The organism is Streptomyces sp. NPDC048484 (assembly GCF_040651415.1).
In the GTDB taxonomy this organism is placed as follows: domain Bacteria; phylum Actinomycetota; class Actinomycetes; order Streptomycetales; family Streptomycetaceae; genus Streptomyces.
The window spans coordinates 33130-48535 of sequence record NZ_JBEZJY010000058.1 but is presented as its reverse complement, the minus strand read 5'-3'; the positions used below and the strand labels follow the sequence as shown (position 1 = coordinate 48535).

15 protein-coding genes and 1 pseudogene are annotated in these 15406 nt (G+C 72.3%); 11 read left to right on the top strand and 5 right to left on the bottom strand.

All coding sequences use genetic code 11. The features are described from left to right. Nucleotides 1-61: 61 nt before the first annotated feature. Nucleotides 62-1471, bottom strand: a complete 1410-nt coding sequence (locus AB0D14_RS38835; RefSeq protein WP_362788293.1) for a PepSY-associated TM helix domain-containing protein — start codon at nt 1469-1471, stop codon at nt 62-64. Between the two features lie 233 nt (nt 1472-1704). On the opposite strand from AB0D14_RS38835, the gene AB0D14_RS38830 reads away from it, so the two are divergent. Next, entirely contained in the window at nt 1705-2346 is a 642-nt protein-coding gene (locus AB0D14_RS38830; RefSeq protein WP_362788290.1) for a peptide deformylase, read from the top strand. A 24-nt stretch (nt 2347-2370) separates the two neighbouring features. Here the strand turns inward: AB0D14_RS38830 and AB0D14_RS38825 are convergent, their stop codons facing one another. Further along, nucleotides 2371-3807 (bottom strand): NAD(P)/FAD-dependent oxidoreductase, encoded by a 1437-nt coding sequence (locus AB0D14_RS38825; protein WP_362788287.1) that lies wholly within the window; start codon nt 3805-3807, stop codon nt 2371-2373. Between the two features lie 122 nt (nt 3808-3929). On the opposite strand from AB0D14_RS38825, the gene trxA reads away from it, so the two are divergent. Further along, entirely contained in the window at nt 3930-4310 is a 381-nt protein-coding gene (gene trxA / locus AB0D14_RS38820; protein WP_362788298.1) for a thioredoxin, read from the top strand. A 148-nt stretch (nt 4311-4458) separates the two neighbouring features. On the opposite strand, the gene AB0D14_RS38815 is transcribed toward trxA, so the two are convergent. Continuing rightward, the gene (locus tag AB0D14_RS38815) at nt 4459-5505 is read right to left on the bottom strand and encodes a LacI family DNA-binding transcriptional regulator (protein WP_362788285.1); all 1047 of its coding nucleotides are present in this window, start codon (nt 5503-5505) and stop codon (nt 4459-4461) included. 99 nt (nt 5506-5604) lie between these two features. Then, nucleotides 5605-6267, bottom strand: a complete 663-nt coding sequence (locus AB0D14_RS38810) for a helix-turn-helix domain-containing protein (protein ID WP_362788282.1) — start codon at nt 6265-6267, stop codon at nt 5605-5607. A gap of 117 nt (nt 6268-6384) precedes the next feature. Here AB0D14_RS38810 and AB0D14_RS38805 point away from each other — a divergent pair, with 117 nt between their 5' ends. From AB0D14_RS38805 to AB0D14_RS38785, 5 genes are all read left to right on the top strand, one after another. Then, a complete protein-coding gene (locus AB0D14_RS38805) occupies nt 6385-6948 on the top strand; it encodes an NAD(P)H-dependent oxidoreductase (RefSeq protein ID WP_362788280.1) in 564 nt (187 codons plus the stop codon). Nucleotides 6949-7161: 213 nt separating this feature from the next. After that, complete coding sequence (locus AB0D14_RS38800) at nt 7162-8640, top strand: amidase (RefSeq protein WP_362788295.1); 1479 nt, start codon at nt 7162-7164, stop codon at nt 8638-8640. Nucleotides 8641-8650: 10 nt separating this feature from the next. Then, nucleotides 8651-8869 (top strand): hypothetical protein, encoded by a 219-nt coding sequence (locus tag AB0D14_RS38795; protein ID WP_362788277.1) that lies wholly within the window; start codon nt 8651-8653, stop codon nt 8867-8869. Between the two features lie 186 nt (nt 8870-9055). Continuing rightward, nucleotides 9056-10546, top strand: a complete 1491-nt coding sequence (locus tag AB0D14_RS38790) for an SPFH domain-containing protein (protein ID WP_362788274.1) — start codon at nt 9056-9058, stop codon at nt 10544-10546. A 96-nt stretch (nt 10547-10642) separates the two neighbouring features. After that, entirely contained in the window at nt 10643-11089 is a 447-nt protein-coding gene (locus tag AB0D14_RS38785) for a type II toxin-antitoxin system PemK/MazF family toxin (protein ID WP_362788271.1), read from the top strand. A gap of 177 nt (nt 11090-11266) precedes the next feature. Here AB0D14_RS38785 and AB0D14_RS38780 read toward each other — a convergent pair whose 3' ends face one another. Beyond that, nucleotides 11267-11416 carry a poly(ADP-ribose) glycohydrolase domain-containing protein gene (locus tag AB0D14_RS38780; protein WP_362788268.1) on the bottom strand — a complete coding sequence of 50 codons (150 nt, stop codon included), beginning with the start codon at nt 11414-11416 and terminating at the stop codon, nt 11267-11269. Between the two features lie 259 nt (nt 11417-11675). Between AB0D14_RS38780 and egtA the strand changes: the two genes are divergently transcribed. The 4 genes and pseudogenes from egtA to AB0D14_RS38760 form a co-directional block, all read left to right on the top strand. Next, nucleotides 11676-13055 (top strand): ergothioneine biosynthesis glutamate--cysteine ligase EgtA, encoded by a 1380-nt coding sequence (egtA, locus tag AB0D14_RS38775; RefSeq protein WP_362788265.1) that lies wholly within the window; start codon nt 11676-11678, stop codon nt 13053-13055. Next, nucleotides 13052-14398, top strand: coding sequence for an ergothioneine biosynthesis protein EgtB (egtB, locus tag AB0D14_RS38770; RefSeq protein ID WP_362788263.1), 1347 nt, complete (start codon nt 13052-13054; stop codon nt 14396-14398). Before egtA ends, egtB begins: the two co-directional genes overlap by 4 nt. Then, nucleotides 14398-15189 (top strand): ergothioneine biosynthesis protein EgtC, encoded by a 792-nt coding sequence (gene egtC / locus AB0D14_RS38765; RefSeq protein ID WP_362788260.1) that lies wholly within the window; start codon nt 14398-14400, stop codon nt 15187-15189. Before egtB ends, egtC begins: the two co-directional genes overlap by 1 nt. Continuing rightward, nucleotides 15159-15335 (top strand): annotated as a pseudogene (locus AB0D14_RS38760) (L-histidine N(alpha)-methyltransferase); the annotation flags it as partial. The gene egtC and the pseudogene AB0D14_RS38760, both read left to right, overlap by 31 nt. Between the last annotated feature and the right edge of the window lie 71 nt (nt 15336-15406).

Genomic DNA, 15406 nt, shown 5'->3' with positions numbered 1-15406 from the left:
GGTTGTGCGCGGCACACTGGGCTCTGTCGGGGGGGGGGCCCGCCCCCCGCCCCCCCACCCGCTACTTGGCGGTCTCCCTGGCGGGCCCGTAGGTGCGCTTGCCGCGCCGGTAGGCGATCTCGCCCAGGACCACGTCCACCGCGATGAAGGCCGCCAGCGAGATGCCGAGGAGCGGCACGAAGTACCCGAGGACGGCGATGGCCGCCATCGACGGAACGAGGACGTACGCCGGCACCTGCTGCCAGGCGCCGCGCGGGACAGGACGGCCGAAGGCCGAGGCGCGGCCCCGCTGCCACCACATGCGGTAGCCCCACAGGATGAGCAGGATCAGGCTGAGGGCCAGTGCCATCAGCACGAGCTGGTTGACGATGCCGAAGAGGACACCGGTGTGCGCGTCGATGCCCCAGCGGGTGAGCTTCGCCAGCACCGGGTAGTCGGCGAAGCGCACCGTGTCGGTCACCTCGCCGGTCGCCGGGTCGACCGCGGCCGAGTCCTGCTTGGTTGGCCAGCTGCGCTGGACCTGGCTGACGACGTAGGCCGACGAGTCGTCGGCTGGCGGGACGATTTCGACAGGGTCGCCCAGGCCCTTCGCGCGTGCGGCGGCCAGCACCTTGTCGAGGCCGACGCCGTGCTCGACGCCACCTCCGGCCGCGCCGGAGCCGTGGCCCGAGTGCTCGCCGCCCGCGGTGGCCGACACCGACGGAGTCGCCTGGCGGAGCGAGGTACGCAGTTCGTCGATGTTCGCTCCGGCGTACGTGGACCAGGTCAGGCCCGTCGCCGAAAGGAAGATGAAGCCGACCGCGGCCCAGACGCCGACCGAGCCGTGCAGGCCGAGGGTGCGCCGGCGGCCACTGGTGCCGCGTATCTTCCGCTGCGTACGGCGGCGGCTGAACCAGAGCACCAGACCGCCGCCCGCGATCACCCACAGCCAGCTGGCGGCCAGTTCGCTGTAGAGCCGGCCGTTGTCGCCGAGCTTCAGGTTCGCGTGGAACTCGTCGATCCAGGTGCGCAGGGGCAGGGCGCCGGTGGACCCGTACTGTTCGAGCGCGCCGCGCACCTTGGCGGTGTACGGGTCGACGAACACCGCGAGGGAGTGGGTCTCACCGATACCGGAGACGCCGGACAGCATCACCCTGGTGGTCTCGTCGTCCTTCGGCGAGGGGCGTACGGCGGAGACCGTTCCTTCCGGATGGGCCTTTCGGGCGGCGGCGACCTGCTCCGAGATCGGCAGCTTCTCGTCGCCCACGGGGACGGTCATCTCGTGCGAGTAGATGACCTTCTCCGCCTGGAACGACGCCGCGTACAGGAATCCGGTCGTGGCGGCGACCAGCAGGAACGGGGCGACGAGTACTCCGGCGTAGAAGTGCAGCCGCAGCACCAGCGGACGGAGCGGCGCCCAGCCGCTGCGTTTGGAGGCGGGGGCGACGGACTGCGGGGACTCGTCCGTCTCGGTCGTGGGAGCGATGGACATCGGCTGGCTTCTCCGGTCGGGCAGGGGGCGACGGGGCCGTACTCGGCCGCTGTGGTGCAGTAGTCGGTGGGCCGGGCCTCTGAGTTCCCGGGGTCTTGTGTGGCCTGGGTCACGTCACTGTCGGGCGCATCGCTGCCGGGCGACGGCCGACCGGTGCCGTGCGCTCGGAAAAGCGCTCGCCCCTGCCAGGGGGCCGCCTCGCGTCCCGGGCGGCGTCTTGGCATGCTGGCGCGATGTCAACCACCAGTGATCCCATGCCCCTCAGCGACCGAGTGGAGGAACTCCTCTCCCGTACGGGCCCGTTGCCGATCGTCGCCGCCGGGGACCCGGTGCTGCGCCGGACGTCCGAGCCGTTCGACGGCCAGCTGGATCCCTCGCTCCTCGCCCGCTTCGTCACGGCGCTCCGGGACACCATGCGCGCGGCGCCGGGAGTCGGGCTCGCCGCGCCGCAGGTGGGCATCCCCCTGCGGCTCGCGGTGATCGAGGACCCGGCGCCGGTCCCGGACGAGATCCGCGAGGTACGCGGCCGGGTGCCACTGCCCTTCCGTGTCCTGGTCAACCCGGTGTACGAGCCCGTGGGCCCGGCCCGTGCCGCGTTCTTCGAGGGTTGTCTGAGCGTGCCGGGCTGGCAGGCGGTGGTGGCCAGGCCCGCCGAGGTGCGGCTGCTGGCGCAGGACGAGCACGGCAGCCCGGTGGACGAGGTGTTCACGGGCTGGCCCGCGCGGATCGTCCAGCACGAGACGGACCACCTGGACGGCACGCTCTACCTCGACCGCGCGGAACCGCGCTCGCTGTCCTCCAACGAGGCGATGGCGGAGCGCTGGGCCCAGCCGACTCCGGCGGAGGCGGCGAAGTGGCTGGGCTTTCGCTGGTGAGCCGGGTGAGCCGGGTGAGCCGGGCTACTTACCGTCGCGGTACGTCTCCAGCAGCCTCAGCCACACCTCGCTCACCGTCGGGTAGGACGGGACCGCGTGCCACAGCCGGTTCACCGGGACCTCGCCGGCGATCGCGATCGTGGCGGAGTGGATCAGCTCGCCGACACCGGGGCCGACGAACGTGACGCCGCGCAGGGTCTCGGTGTCCAGGTCGACGACCATCCGGGCCCGGCCGCGGTAGCCGTCGGCGTACAGGCCGGCGCCGGCAACCGTGGAGAGGTCCACGTCGACCGCCCTGACCCGGTGGCCGGCCTGCTCGGCCTCGGCGAGGGAGAGGCCCGCGGCGGCGGCCTCCGGGTCGGTGAAGACGACCTGGGGAACGGCGGTGTGGTCGGCGGTCGCGGAGTGGGCACCCCAGGGGTCGGTCTCCAGGAGCGGGACACCGGCCGCACGGGCGGCGATGGCGGCGCCGGCGATACGGGCCTGGTACTTGCCCTGGTGGGTGAGCAGGGCGCGGTGGTTGACGTCGCCGACCCCGTACAGCCATTCGCTGCCCGTGACGCGGCAGCTGTCGTCGACCTCCAGCCAGGAACCGGGCGTCAGGCCGACCGTCTCCAGACCGAGGTCGTCGGTGCGCGGGGCGCGTCCGGTGGCGAAGAGGATCTCGTCGGCCTCGATGCGGTCGCCGGTGGACGTGGTGACCACGACCGTCGTGCCGTCCCGTGTCACCGACTCGACCGAGGCACCCGTACGCACGTCGGCGCCCGACTCCGTGAGCGCCTCGGCGACCAGTTCCCCGGCGAACGGCTCCATGCGGGGCAGCAGGCCCTTGCCGCGGACGAGGATCGTGACCTGGGAGCCGAGGGCCTGCCAGGCGGTGGCCATCTCCACACCGACGACCCCGCCGCCGACGACCACGAGGCGGCCCGGCACGGTCTGCGCGCTGGTGGCCTCGCGGCTGGTCCAGGGCTTGACCCCGGCGATTCCCGGCAGGTCGGGCAGCATGGCGCGGGAGCCGGTACTGACGGCCACCGCGTGCCGGGCCGTCAGTACGTGCCGCTCTCCGCCGGGGCCCTCGACCGTGACCCGGCGTGGCCCGTCGAGCCGTCCGTGCCCGCGGTAGAGGTCGACTCCGACGCCTTCGAGCCATTGGACCTGGCCGTCGTCCTTCCAGTTCGAGGTGTAGTAGTCGCGGTGGGCGAGGACCGCCGCCGCGTCGAGGGGGCCTTGCACGGCCTGCCGCAGGCCGGGCACCTTGCGAGCGTCCGCGCGGGCGATCACCGGGCGCAGCAGTGCCTTGCTGGGCATGCAGGCCCAGTACGAGCACTCGCCACCGACCAGCTCACTCTCCACGATCGCGGTGGAGAGGCCTGCCGCCCGGGCGCGGTCGGCGACGTTCTCCCCCACCGGCCCGGCCCCCAGCACCACGACGTCGTACACGTTGGTCTCCGTTTCCGTCATGGGGCCAGTCTGGTCGTTGGTGTGGGTCGTGGCCACACGGGTACGTGCGCGGAATACGCGGAATACACCGCTGATCGGCACCGTTGTGCAGAGCGGCCACGCACCGAACCCAGGAAGAGGGAATCAACGTCATGAGCAGCACCGTGGAGCTCACCAAGGAGAACTTCGACCAGACGGTCACGGACAACGGATTCGTCCTGATCGATTTCTGGGCGTCCTGGTGCGGCCCGTGCCGGCAGTTCGCGCCGGTCTACGAGAAGGCGGCCGAGGCCAATTCCGACCTGGTTTTCGCGAAGGTGGACACGGAGGCGCAGCCGGAGCTTGCTGCCGCCTTCAACATCCAGTCGATTCCGACACTGATGATCATCCGTGACCAGGTGGCGGTCTTCGCCCAGCCGGGTGCGCTGCCCGAAGCCGCGCTGGAGGATGTCATCGGTCAGGCCCGGAAGCTGGACATGGACGAGGTCCACAAGTCCGTCGCCGAGGAACAGGCGAAGAGCTGAGAAGGGCCGGTCAGCGGCCGTCGGCCCGGTCAGCAGTCTTCCGGCCCGGCGGCCGCCGTCGTCGTGGTCGTCGGATACGGCGACGGCCGCGAGGGGAACTCCCGTGTGATTCGCGTGATTCGCGGCCCGTCAGCTCGATTCAGCTCGGTCAGCTCGATTCTCGGTGCACGACCTTCGCTCCCAGCGCGTCGTGTGCCTCGGGCGGCGCGGTGGGTTCGCGCACCGCGCGGTCCACCAGTTCGGCCAGCTCCTGCCCGGAGGGGAGCTCGATGTGGACCGTGCTCAGCCGTGGACGCAGCAGCCGGCCGAGCATCAGGTTGTCGGCGCCCACGACAGCCGTCTCGTCGGGTATGCCGACGCCCTCGTCCTGCAGGGCGCGCATCAGCAGCATCGCGAACTCGTCGTTGTAGGCGAACACGGCGTCCAGGCCGAGGGACCGCCAGCGCCCCGCGAGGTCGGCCGCGGCCTTCTCATCGTAGGCGAGCGGCACCTCGGTCACCGTCGCGTCCGTGCCGGACAGGGCCTGCCGTACGCCTTCGAGCCGGGGTCTGGAGAAGATCTTCAGGCCGGGGTCCTCGGGCACCACGACACCGACGCGGCGGTAGCCCCTGGCCAACAGGTGCGCGCCGACGCTCCGGCCGGCTCCGTGGTGGTCCATGAGCAGCGCGTGTGCGCCCTCGACGCGTTCGGGACCCAGGGTGACGACGGCCCGGGCGCCGGAACGCTTGAGCACGGACACTCCCCGCGGACCGAGTCCGCCGCCGGGCACCAGCACGGCGACCGGTCGCAGCTCGGCCCAGGCGCGGGCCGCCTCGTCGCCCTGGAGGCCGAGGCCGCCGTACTGCACGACGGTGTACTCAAGTCGGCTGAGCGCCCGCTGGAGTTCACTGAAGAACTGGCTGTAGAGCGGGCCGACGGGCACGTCCGGGGCGGGCATCAGGACCATGCGGCTGTGCCCGGCGCGCAGGCTGCGCGCCGCGGCGTGCGGCACGTACCCGAGCTCCTCGGCCGCCTCGTGGACGCGGCGGCGGGTGGGCTCGCTGATCCGTACGGCTCGGGTGTTGTTGAGGACATAGGAGACGGTCGCGCGCGACACACCCGCCAGGCGGGCCACATCGGCACTCGTCGGCACGGAGTGCTGCGCGGGCGACGGAGGGGCGGATGTTTTCGGTATCTGCACCATGAGGTACGGCATCCTCGCAGAAGCCGGAGGCGGGCCCGGGGCCGGGGGGCGCCGTGGGCGTAGGACGTCCGGCGCTGTCGGCCCACGGCCGGTACCGCCCAAGTCGCCTTCCTACTGCGGCAGTTCCGTACGCGTCACGCGTGCGACCAGGTCGGTCCAGCCCGCTTCCAGGCGCCTGAGCGGCATCCCGCACTCCTTGGTCAGGTAGTGGACCAGAGCGGGGTCGAGGTAGCCCATCAGGACCTGGGCGAGGAGAGCGACGTCGCTGCCCGGCACCGCCTGCCGCAGCAGCAGGGTGACGTGACTGGTGAGTAACCGCTGGGGCGGGAAGGAGAAGCGGCGGGCCGGCTCCGGCTGGGCCGCCAGCTGCAGGTCCAACTGGTCGACCGCCTGGCGCAGGACGGCGTACCCGAACGCGCTCAGCCGCTCGACCGGCGGCGCACCGGGGCCCAGCGGCGGCGGACCACTGAGGAGGGCGGCCTGGAGCTGCTTGGCGGAGTGGTCCAGCAGGGCCGTCAGCAGGCCGGTGCGGTCACCGAAGCGGCGGAAGACGGTTCCTTTGCCGACCGAGGCCGCGGCAGCCACCGCCTCCATCGTGACGCCGGCCGCGCCGTGCTCCGCGATCAGGCGCGCGGCCGCCTCCAGCAGCCGGGCGCGGTTGCGCGCCGCGTCAGCGCGCAGGCAGGGCTCGTCCGCCCCGGTGGTGAGTTCCATAAAGACAGGCTCACCGGCCGGTTCCTGGGGCTTGGGGAAAGGCGTCAGGGAGGCGGACATGAAGACAGCTTAGCGCCAGGGAAGAAAACTGGACCAGGGTCCGTTTCGCTGATAGAACTGTAAACGGACCTCGGTCCGGATTGTGTCGGCAGTGTTTCGCCCCCCTTGGAGTTCCTCATGTCTGTTCGCATCCTCGCGCTCGTCGGCAGCCTTCGCGCCGGCTCCCACAACCGCCAGCTCGCCGAGGCCGCCGTCAAGCTCGCCCCCGAGGGCGCGGAGGTCGACCTGTTCGAGGGCCTGGCCGAGATCCCCTTCTACAACGAGGACATCGACGTCGAGGGCGACGTCCCGGCCGCCGCCGCCCGGCTGCGCGAGGCCGCGGCCGGCGCCGACGCCGTGCTGCTCTTCTCGCCCGAGTACAACGGCACCATCCCCGCCGTCCTGAAGAACGCCATCGACTGGCTGTCCCGCCCGTTCGGCGCGAGCGGCCTGAAGGACAAGCCCCTCGCCGTGGTCGGCACCGCCTACGGCCAGTTCGGCGGAGTGTGGGCGCAGGACGAGGCCCGCAAGTCCGCGGGGATCGCCGGCGCCAGGGTTCTTGACGACATCAAGCTCTCCATCCCCGGCTCGGTCGTCCGCTTCGCCGAGACGCACCCCGGCGACGACGCCGAGGTCGCCGCCCAGCTCAGCGAGGTCATCGGCCGGATCCACGGTGAGGCCACGGCGCCCGTCGCCGCCTGACCACGACACGTTCCGCGGCCGCGGCGACACACCGCGCGTCGCACGTCGCACGTCGCATGCACCTCAGGGGCCGGAGCCGAGAGCTCCGGCCCACTCAGGCCCACACTCCGGTCCTCTACGGACGGGGAAGTCGCTCTTCCCGTACCGCATGGGGCATCCAGAGGTTACCGTTCGGTAGACATCGTGCTTCCGGAGGTGGCCCGTATGACTCCCGTGACTCCCGACCGCGCCGCGGGGCTCGCGGAGCGCGCCCGTGCCCTCGCCGCGGGGGCGGTGTCCTCGCGGACGCTCGTCGAGCAGGCCCTCGCCGGGATCGAGGCCACGCAGAGCACGCTGAACGCCTTCCGGCTGGTGCGCGCCGAAGCGGCACTCGCCGAGGCCGACGCCGCGGACCGGGAACTGGCGGCGGGCGGCCACCGGCCGTTGCTCGGGGTGCCGGTGGCGGTCAAGGACGACATGGAGGTGGCGGGCCAGCCGACGGCCTTCGGCTGCTGCGGCCGGTTCCCGCCGGCGGCCGAGGACGCCGAGGCGGTACGCCGGCTGCGGGCGGCCGGCGCCGTGATCGTCGGCAAGACCAACACCTGCGAGCTGGGACAGTGGCCCTTCACCGAGGGCCCGGCCTTCGGCGAGACCCGCAACCCGTGGAACACCGGGCACACACCGGGCGGCTCGTCCGGCGGCTCGGCGGCCGCCGTCGCGGCGGGCCTGGTTCCCGCCGCACTGGGCTCGGACGGCGCGGGCTCGGTGCGTATCCCGGCGTCCTGGACCCATCTGATCGGTATCAAGCCACAGCGCGGCCGTGTCTCGACCTGGCCACGCCCGGAGTCCTTCCACGGCATCACGGTCAACGGCACGCTGGCCCGTACGGTCGAGGACGCCGCGCTGCTCCTGGACGCGGCGAGTGGCAACCACGAACACGATCTGCACCGCCCGCCCGCGCTCCGCGTGTCGGACGCGGTGGGCCGGGAGCCGGGGCGGCTGCGGATCGCGCTGTCGCTGAAACCGCCGTTCACGGCGCTGCCCGCGCGGCTGCGCCCCGACGTACGGGCACGGGTCGTCGCCCTCGCGGAGCGGCTGGCCGCGCTCGGCCACGAGGTCGAGGAGGCCGACCCGCCGTACGGACAGATCGGGCTGGCCTTCGTACCGCGCGCCACCGCCGGCATCGCCGAGCGAGTACGTGAAGCGCCGCATCCCGGTCTGCTCGACCGACGCACCCGTGAGGCGGCCCGGCTCGGGCGGCTGCTCGGCGGCGCCCCGCTCCGGGCCGCCCGGCGCGCCGAGGCACGGCTGCACCGGCGGATCGGCGCGCTCTTCGCGACGTACGACGTGATCCTGGCGCCGACGACGGCCGCTCCGCCGCCGCGGATCGGCGCCCTGCACGGTCTGAGCGGCTTCGGCACCGACCGGGCCATGATCGCCGCGTGTCCGTACGCGTGGCCGTGGAACGTGCTGGGCTGGCCCGGGGTGAACGTGCCCGCGGGGTTCGTCGACGGCTCACTGCCCGTGGGCGCGCAGCTCCTCGGTCCCGCGAACAGCGAGCCGCTCCTCGTCTCGCTCGCCGCACAACTGGAGGCGGACCAGCGGTGGTACGAGCAGTGGCCGGCCGGGGAACCGGACGGCGAATCGGCCGGCGCGACGACTGGCGAATCGGACGGCGCCGTAACGGAGTTCGGTCCGCCCGCGGGCCCGTAGTCTTGGGGCCATGGACGACGCGTCGATGGTGGGGCTCATGGGGCGGGTCACCGGCACGGTGGGCCCCGGGCTCGTCGGCGAGGTGATCGTCCGGGTCCGTGGGGGCGCCGAGCACTTCCTCGCCTACCCCGCCACCTCGAAGGACCGAATCGAGTCGGGCACGGTGGTGATGGTGGTGGAGTACCTGCCGCCGCGGACGGTGTACGTGTCGGCCGCGTACGACATCTGAACCCGCCGGGGCGTCCGCCCAACCCGCCGGGGCGTTCGCTGAACTCGCCGGGACGTCCGCGCCATGTGTGCGTGTCCTGTGTGTCAAGGATGTACCAAGGACACACAGCCGTCTGTACCCGCGCGCCCGCGCGGGCGCACACTCCCTTCGTTCGGTGCCGACAGGGCACCCTGCAACAGGGGGCGAATGCCGATGATTGTCGGCGTCGTAGCGGGGGCCGTGGTCCTCGCGCTCATTTTCATCGTGGTGGTCTTCAAGCTCATGTGGCGGGTCGCGGAGCCCAACGAAGCGCTGGTCATCTCCGGTTCGAAGCACCGCACCGAAGGCCTTGAGGAAGGCATGGGCTTCCGTATCGTCACCGGGCGCGGCACGCTCGTGACGCCGGGCGTCCAGGCGGTGCGCAAACTCTCGCTCGACCTCAACGAGACCGAGCTGTCCGTGGACTGCGTGACCCACCAGGGCATTCCGCTCAAGGTACGGGGCGTGGTCATCTTCAAGGTGGGCGACGACTTCGTGTCGATCGCCAACGCGGCCCGCCGCTTCCTCGACCAGCAGAAGCTGATGTCGGAGCGGGTGCACAACGTGTTCGCCGGTCATCTGCGGTCCATCGTCGGCGGGTTGACCGTCGAGGACATGATCCGCGACCGCGACAAGCTCACCGGGCAGACACGGGCCGCGTGCGGTACGGAGATGGAGAAGCTGGGGCTGATCGTCGACTCGCTGCAGATCCACGAGATCGAGGATCCGACGGGCTACATCAAGAACCTGGCCATGCCGCACGCGGCGGCCGTCCAGCGGGACGCCCGGATCGCGCAGGCCGAGGCCAACCGGCTGGCCACCGAGGCCGAACAGCAGGCCGCCGCGCGGATGTCGGAGGCCACCCGCGACAGCGAGATCCTGCAGGCCGGGTACCAGGCCGAGCGCGACAAGGCCTCCGCGAACTCGCGACAGGCCGGCCCGCTCGCCGACGCGGGCTCCCGGCAGCAGGTCGTGGTCCAGGAGACGCGCGTCGCCGAGCTGGAGGCGCACCGGCGTGAGCAGCAGCTCCAGGCGGACGTCCGCAAGCCGGCGGACGCGAAGGCCTACGAGAAGCGCACCCTGGCCGAGGCGGAGCGCGATGTGCGGATCTCCGCCGCGCAGGCCAAGGCACAGGAGACGGAACTGGCGGCCGCGGCCGAGGCGACCCGGGTCAAGACGGCCGCGGCCGCGGAGGCCGAGGCGACGAAGGCGCGCGGCGCCGCCGCCGCGACGGCGACCAGGGCCACGGGTGAGGCGGAGGCCGCCGCGGCTCAGGCCAAGGGGCTCGCGATCGCGGAGTCGACGCGGGCCAAGGGGCTCGCGGAGGCGGAGGCCATCGCGGCGCGGGCCGCCGCGCTGGCCGAGAACCAGGAGGCCGTTGTCGCGCAGCAACTCGCGGAGAACTGGCCGGAGATCGTCAGGGCCGGCGCGGGGGCGTTCGGCAACGTGGAGCACATGGTGCTGCTGAACGGCGCCGAGGGGATGTCCGACATGTTCACCAAGGCGCTCACCATGGGCGGGACGGGGCTCGGGCTGGCGCGGCAGTTGCTCGCGTCCATGAACCAGAACGGGCATGCCGGCAAGGACGGTCCGCCCGTCAACGGGTTCCCTGCGGGGACTCCCGCTTCGCAGAAGGTGCCGGTGGAGGGCGAGTCGTAGGACCGGTACCGCAGCGGACGACAGCGGTTGCCCGCGCCCCTCGTCAGAAGGGGCGCGGGCTCCTGCTCGAAAAGGGCGCGGGTTAACGTGAGCCCCGTGACTGCCTTTGCCGAGCGAGATGTCCCTGGGCGCTTCGGGCCCTCCGCCACCACCGAGGCCGACCCCCGCAGGGTGGGTCGGGTGCGGACCGAGTACTCGCCCGCGCACGACGGAGACCCGGACCCGGGCGAGATCGTGTGGACCTGGGTGCCCTACGAGGAGAACGACGGGCGGGGCAAGGACCGCCCGCTGCTGGTCGTCGCCCGGGAGGCGGCCGGTACGTTCCTGGCCGTGCAGTTGTCCAGCAAGCAGCACGTCGGTGACCGGGAGTGGGTACCGATCGGGAGTGGTCCGTGGGACCGGTCGGGGCGCGACTCGTGGGTGGACGTGGACCGGGTGCTGCGGCTGCACGAGCAGGGGATGCGCCGGGAGGCGTGCGCGCTGGACCGGATGCGGTTCAACTCGGTGGTGCACCGGCTGCGGGAGCGCTACGGCTGGCGCTGATCACCCGATCGGTGTAAGGGCCCGGTGTGCCCGGCGTAAGGACCCGGTGGGTCCGGTGGGTCCGGTGGGTCCGGTGGTGGTCGTATCGCGTCTCTTCCGGGCTGCGCGACGCTTCCAGCCCGCTCTCGCCCACGACCTCGAAGAACGTGTCTGCGGAGCCGACGGGACGCGGTGTCTCTACGGGGCCCGCCCGTACATCCGCGCGCCCTCGCGGGCGGCGGCCACCGCCGCGGCGATCGACACCGCGCGCCCGTCGGACGCGCGGTACGAACCCGCCGCGACGATCTCCTCCGTCTGCCGCGCGGTCGCGCGCAGCCGGGCACTCATGGCGCCACCCCTGTAGGTGCCATGACCGCGTCCCGCGCGACCTCCCCCCCGACGCCCCCGTCGCACCCCCCGCCGTGCCCATGAACGCATGGTGAGCGATCCTGGTACGGCGCCGCAACAGAGTTTCCCGGTCCCAAAAGCGCCGATACGCACCCTTGTGCGAACCGGCGCGAGGGTCTTGGGTAGGACGAACGACCGTCGGCCCGGCCCATCCGAAGCCGGGCCGGTGGCATGAATGGAATCTCAGGAGGATCCCGACATGTCCGATTCGGTGAGTGACTGTACGGAGCCATACCGCTCCGTCGTCACCGAGGACGAAGCGGAGGCACTGGTCCGCGGTATCTGCTTCAAGACCGGACCGCCCCGTCTCCTCGGTGTGGAACTCGAATGGTTCATCCACGAGCCGCGCTCCCCGCGGCTCCCCGTACCACCGACACGACTCGAAGCGGCCTACGCCGCAGTGCGGGTCCTGCCCCTGAATTCGGCGCTCACCGTCGAACCGGGCGGCCAGCTGGAGCTCAGCTCCGCACCCGCCGCGTCTCTCATGGAGTGCATCGGGTCCGTCTCCGCCGACCTCGACGCCGTACGCGCGGTACTGCGTGAGGCGGGCCTCGCCCTCAGCGGAGTGGGCCAGGAACCCTGGAACGAACCCACCCGTTTCCTCCATGAGCCGCGCTATGACGCCATGGAGGCATGCCTCGACCGTACGGGCCCCGAGGGCCGCGCCATGATGTGTTCCTCCGCCTCCGTCCAGGTCTGCCTGGACGCCGGGTACGAGGAGCCGGGCCCGCTCGGTCTCGGGCGGCGCTGGTGGCTGGCCCACCACCTGGGCGCGGTGCTGGTGGGCGCGTTCGCCCACTCCCCGATGGCCCAGGGGCGCCCCACGGGCTGGCGCTCCACCCGGCAGTCCCTGTGGGCCGCGATGGATCCGGGCCGCACGAGCGCTCCGTCCCTCGACGGTGATCCGCGGGCGGCGTGGGCGCGGCATGTCCTGGACGCGCCGGTGATGTGCGTACGGGCGCCCAGCGGCCCCTGGGACGTGCCGGAGGGGCTGAGTTTCCGTGCGTGGACCCGGTCCGACACACCGCCCGGACCGGAGGACCTCACCTACCACCAGACGACCCTGTTCCCGCCCGTGCGCCCGCGCGGCCATCTGGAGTTGCGCATGATCGACGCGCAGCCGGGCGACGACGGCTGGATCGTGCCCCTCGCCGTGACGGCGGCGCTGTTCGACGACCCGGAGGCCGCCGAGACCGCCTACCGGACGGTGAAACCGCTCGCCGAACGGGCCGGCTCACTGCCCGCCCCGTGCAACCCGCTGTGGACGACCGCCGCCCGCTCGGGCCTCGCCGACCCCGAGCTGCGGGAGGCGGCCGTCACCTGTTTCGCGGCCGCCGCCGACGCGCTGCCCCGGATCGGCGCGAGCGCCGAGGTACGGAAAGCGGTCGCGGACTTCACCGACCGCTATGTGGCCAGGGGCCGCTGCCCCGCCGACGACCTGCTCGACCGCGCCGCCGACACCGGTCATCCGCACCACGGCTCACTTCACGACACCCTCCAGAACACAGAACACAGAACAGAACACGGCACAGAACAGGGCTCAGAACGCCTGCTCAACGGGAAGGACATACGCCGATGACCGACCCCGGTACCGGCACCTCGCTCGACGACCCGGAGACCCTCAGGAAGCGCGCGCTGGCCGCGCTCCTCACGGCCCGTGAGCGCACCGCACTCCTGACCTCCTGCGTCGAGGACCCCGAACTGACCGCCCAGCACTCGCCGTTGATGTCCCCACTGGTGTGGGACCTCGCACACATCGGCAATCAGGAAGAGCTGTGGCTGCTGCGGACGGTCGCGGGCCGTGACGCGATGCGGCCCGACATCGACGGCCTGTACGACGCGTTCGAGCACCCGCGCGCCGAGCGGCCCTCACTGCCCCTGCTGCCGCCCGCCGAGGCCCGCGACTACGCCGCCGAGGTACGCGGGCGGGCGCTCGACATCCTGGAGAGCACCGCGTTCCAGGGACGTGGCGACCGGCTGACCGAGGCCGGCTTCGCCTTCGGCATGATCGCCCAGCACGAACAGCAGCACGACGAGACCATGCTGATCACCCATCAGCTCCGCAGGGGCCCGGTGGCCCTGACGGCTCCGGACCCGGTGCCCGCGCACGCGTTCACCGGGCCCTCCGAAGTGCTGGTGCCGGGCGGCCCGTTCACGATGGGCACGTCCACCGAGCCGTGGGCGCTGGACAACGAACGGCCCGCACACGCGCGTCTGGTGCCACCGTTCCACATCGACACCACCCCGGTGACGAACGAGGCGTACCAGGCGTTCATCGCGGACGGCGGCTACACCGACCAGCGCTGGTGGACACCGGACGGCTGGTCCCACATCCGGGCGCATTCCATCGAGGCGCCGCTGTTCTGGCGCCGCGACGGCGGGCAGTGGCTGCGACGGCACTTCGGCGCCACCGAGGTCGTACCGCCGAACGAACCGGTTGTGCACGTCAGTTGGTACGAGGCCGACGCGTACGCACGCTGGGCCGGCCGGCGGCTGCCCAGCGAGCCCGAGTGGGAGAAGGCCGCCCGCCACGACCCGGAGACCGGCCGCTCGACGCGCTACCCGTGGGGCGACGCCGACCCCACGCCCGAGCAGGCCAACCTCGGCCAGCGCCATCTGCGCCCGGCACCGGCGGGCAGCTATCCGGAGGGCCAGTCGCCGCTCGGTGTACGGCAGTTGATCGGTGATGTGTGGGAGTGGACGTCCAGCGACCTCCTCCCCTACCCGGGCTTCAGCGCCTTCCCGTACAGGGAGTACTCGGAGGTGTTCTTCGGGTCGGAGCACAAGGTGCTGCGCGGCGGCTCGTTCGCGGTGGACGCGGTGGCCTGCCGGGGAACGTTCCGCAACTGGGACTACCCGGTCCGGCGGCAGATCTTCGCCGGGTTCCGTACCGCTCGGGACGCCCACCCGGACGACGCCTGATGTGCCGTCACCTGGCCTACCTGGGCCCCGAGGAGCCGCTGGGACGGCTCCTCGTGGACCCGGCACACAGCCTGTACCGCCAGTCGTGGGCACCTAGACGCCAACGCTACGGGACCGTCAACGCCGATGGTTTCGGCGTCGGCTGGTACGCCGAAGGGGACCCGGTGCCCGCGCGGTACCGGCGCACCGGGCCGGTCTGGGGCGACCCGTCCTTCGCCGACCTGACCCGGGTGGTGCGCTCGGGCGCGCTGCTCGCCGCGGTGCGCGACGCGACCCTGGCAGGCGCGGACGGGGAGGCCGCGGCGGCGCCGTTCGCGGCGGGTACCTGGCTCTTCAGCCACAACGGCGCGATCGCCGGCTGGCCGCGCTCCCTGGCCCCGCTCGCCCGGACGCTGCCCGCCGCGGATCTGCTGTCGATGGAGGCGCGCTGCGACTCGGCGCTCGTCTGGGCGCTGGTCCTGAACCGGCTGCGCGGCGGTGACGAGGAGGGCCAGGCCCTCGCCGACACGGTCCTCGACATCGCGGCGGCGGCCCCCGGCTCACGCCTCAACCTCCTGCTCACCAACGGCGAGGTGATCGCCGCCACCGCCTGGGGCGACACGCTCTGGTACCTGACCGAGCCCGGCCGGCGCACCGTCGTCGCGTCCGAGCCGTACGACGACGATCCGCACTGGCAGGAGGTGCCGGACCGCACGCTGCTCGCCGCGAGCCGCACGGACGTCCTGCTCACCCCGCTCAAGGACATCGACGAACACCTGGCATCCGTGCCAAGCAAGGAGCCCCGTACGTGAGTCCGTTCCTGGTCACCCGCACCCTGCCCGAGGACGCCACGGGGGCCGCGCTGCGCGCCGACGTCCTGCACGGCCTGACCCGCACACCGAAGACGCTCCCGCCCAAGTGGTTCTACGACGCGCTCGGCACCGACCTCGTGAAGGACAAGTCGGCCCTTGTCTCGGCCTACGACGACGCGGCCGGGGTGACGGCCGCGCTATGTGGGTCGTTCATCCT

Bases quoted from the DNA above. Each gene is read 5' to 3' on its own strand.
- egtA (WP_362788265.1), top strand. From the start codon at position 11,676: ATGTCCGATTCGGTGAGTGACTGTACGGAGCCATACCGCTCCGTCGTC.
- AB0D14_RS38805 (WP_362788280.1), top strand. From the start codon at position 6,385: ATGTCTGTTCGCATCCTCGCGCTCGTCGGCAGCCTTCGCGCCGGCTCC.
- AB0D14_RS38795 (WP_362788277.1), top strand. From the start codon at position 8,651: ATGGACGACGCGTCGATGGTGGGGCTCATGGGGCGGGTCACCGGCACG.
- AB0D14_RS38830 (WP_362788290.1), top strand. From the start codon at position 1,705: ATGTCAACCACCAGTGATCCCATGCCCCTCAGCGACCGAGTGGAGGAA.
- AB0D14_RS38780 (WP_362788268.1), bottom strand. From the start codon at position 11,416: ATGAGTGCCCGGCTGCGCGCGACCGCGCGGCAGACGGAGGAGATCGTC.
- AB0D14_RS38825 (WP_362788287.1), bottom strand. From the start codon at position 3,807: ATGACGGAAACGGAGACCAACGTGTACGACGTCGTGGTGCTGGGGGCC.
- AB0D14_RS38815 (WP_362788285.1), bottom strand. From the start codon at position 5,505: ATGCCGTACCTCATGGTGCAGATACCGAAAACATCCGCCCCTCCGTCG.
- egtB (WP_362788263.1), top strand. From the start codon at position 13,052: ATGACCGACCCCGGTACCGGCACCTCGCTCGACGACCCGGAGACCCTC.
- egtC (WP_362788260.1), top strand. From the start codon at position 14,398: ATGTGCCGTCACCTGGCCTACCTGGGCCCCGAGGAGCCGCTGGGACGG.
- AB0D14_RS38810 (WP_362788282.1), bottom strand. From the start codon at position 6,267: ATGTCCGCCTCCCTGACGCCTTTCCCCAAGCCCCAGGAACCGGCCGGT.
- AB0D14_RS38835 (WP_362788293.1), bottom strand. From the start codon at position 1,471: ATGTCCATCGCTCCCACGACCGAGACGGACGAGTCCCCGCAGTCCGTC.
- AB0D14_RS38790 (WP_362788274.1), top strand. From the start codon at position 9,056: ATGCCGATGATTGTCGGCGTCGTAGCGGGGGCCGTGGTCCTCGCGCTC.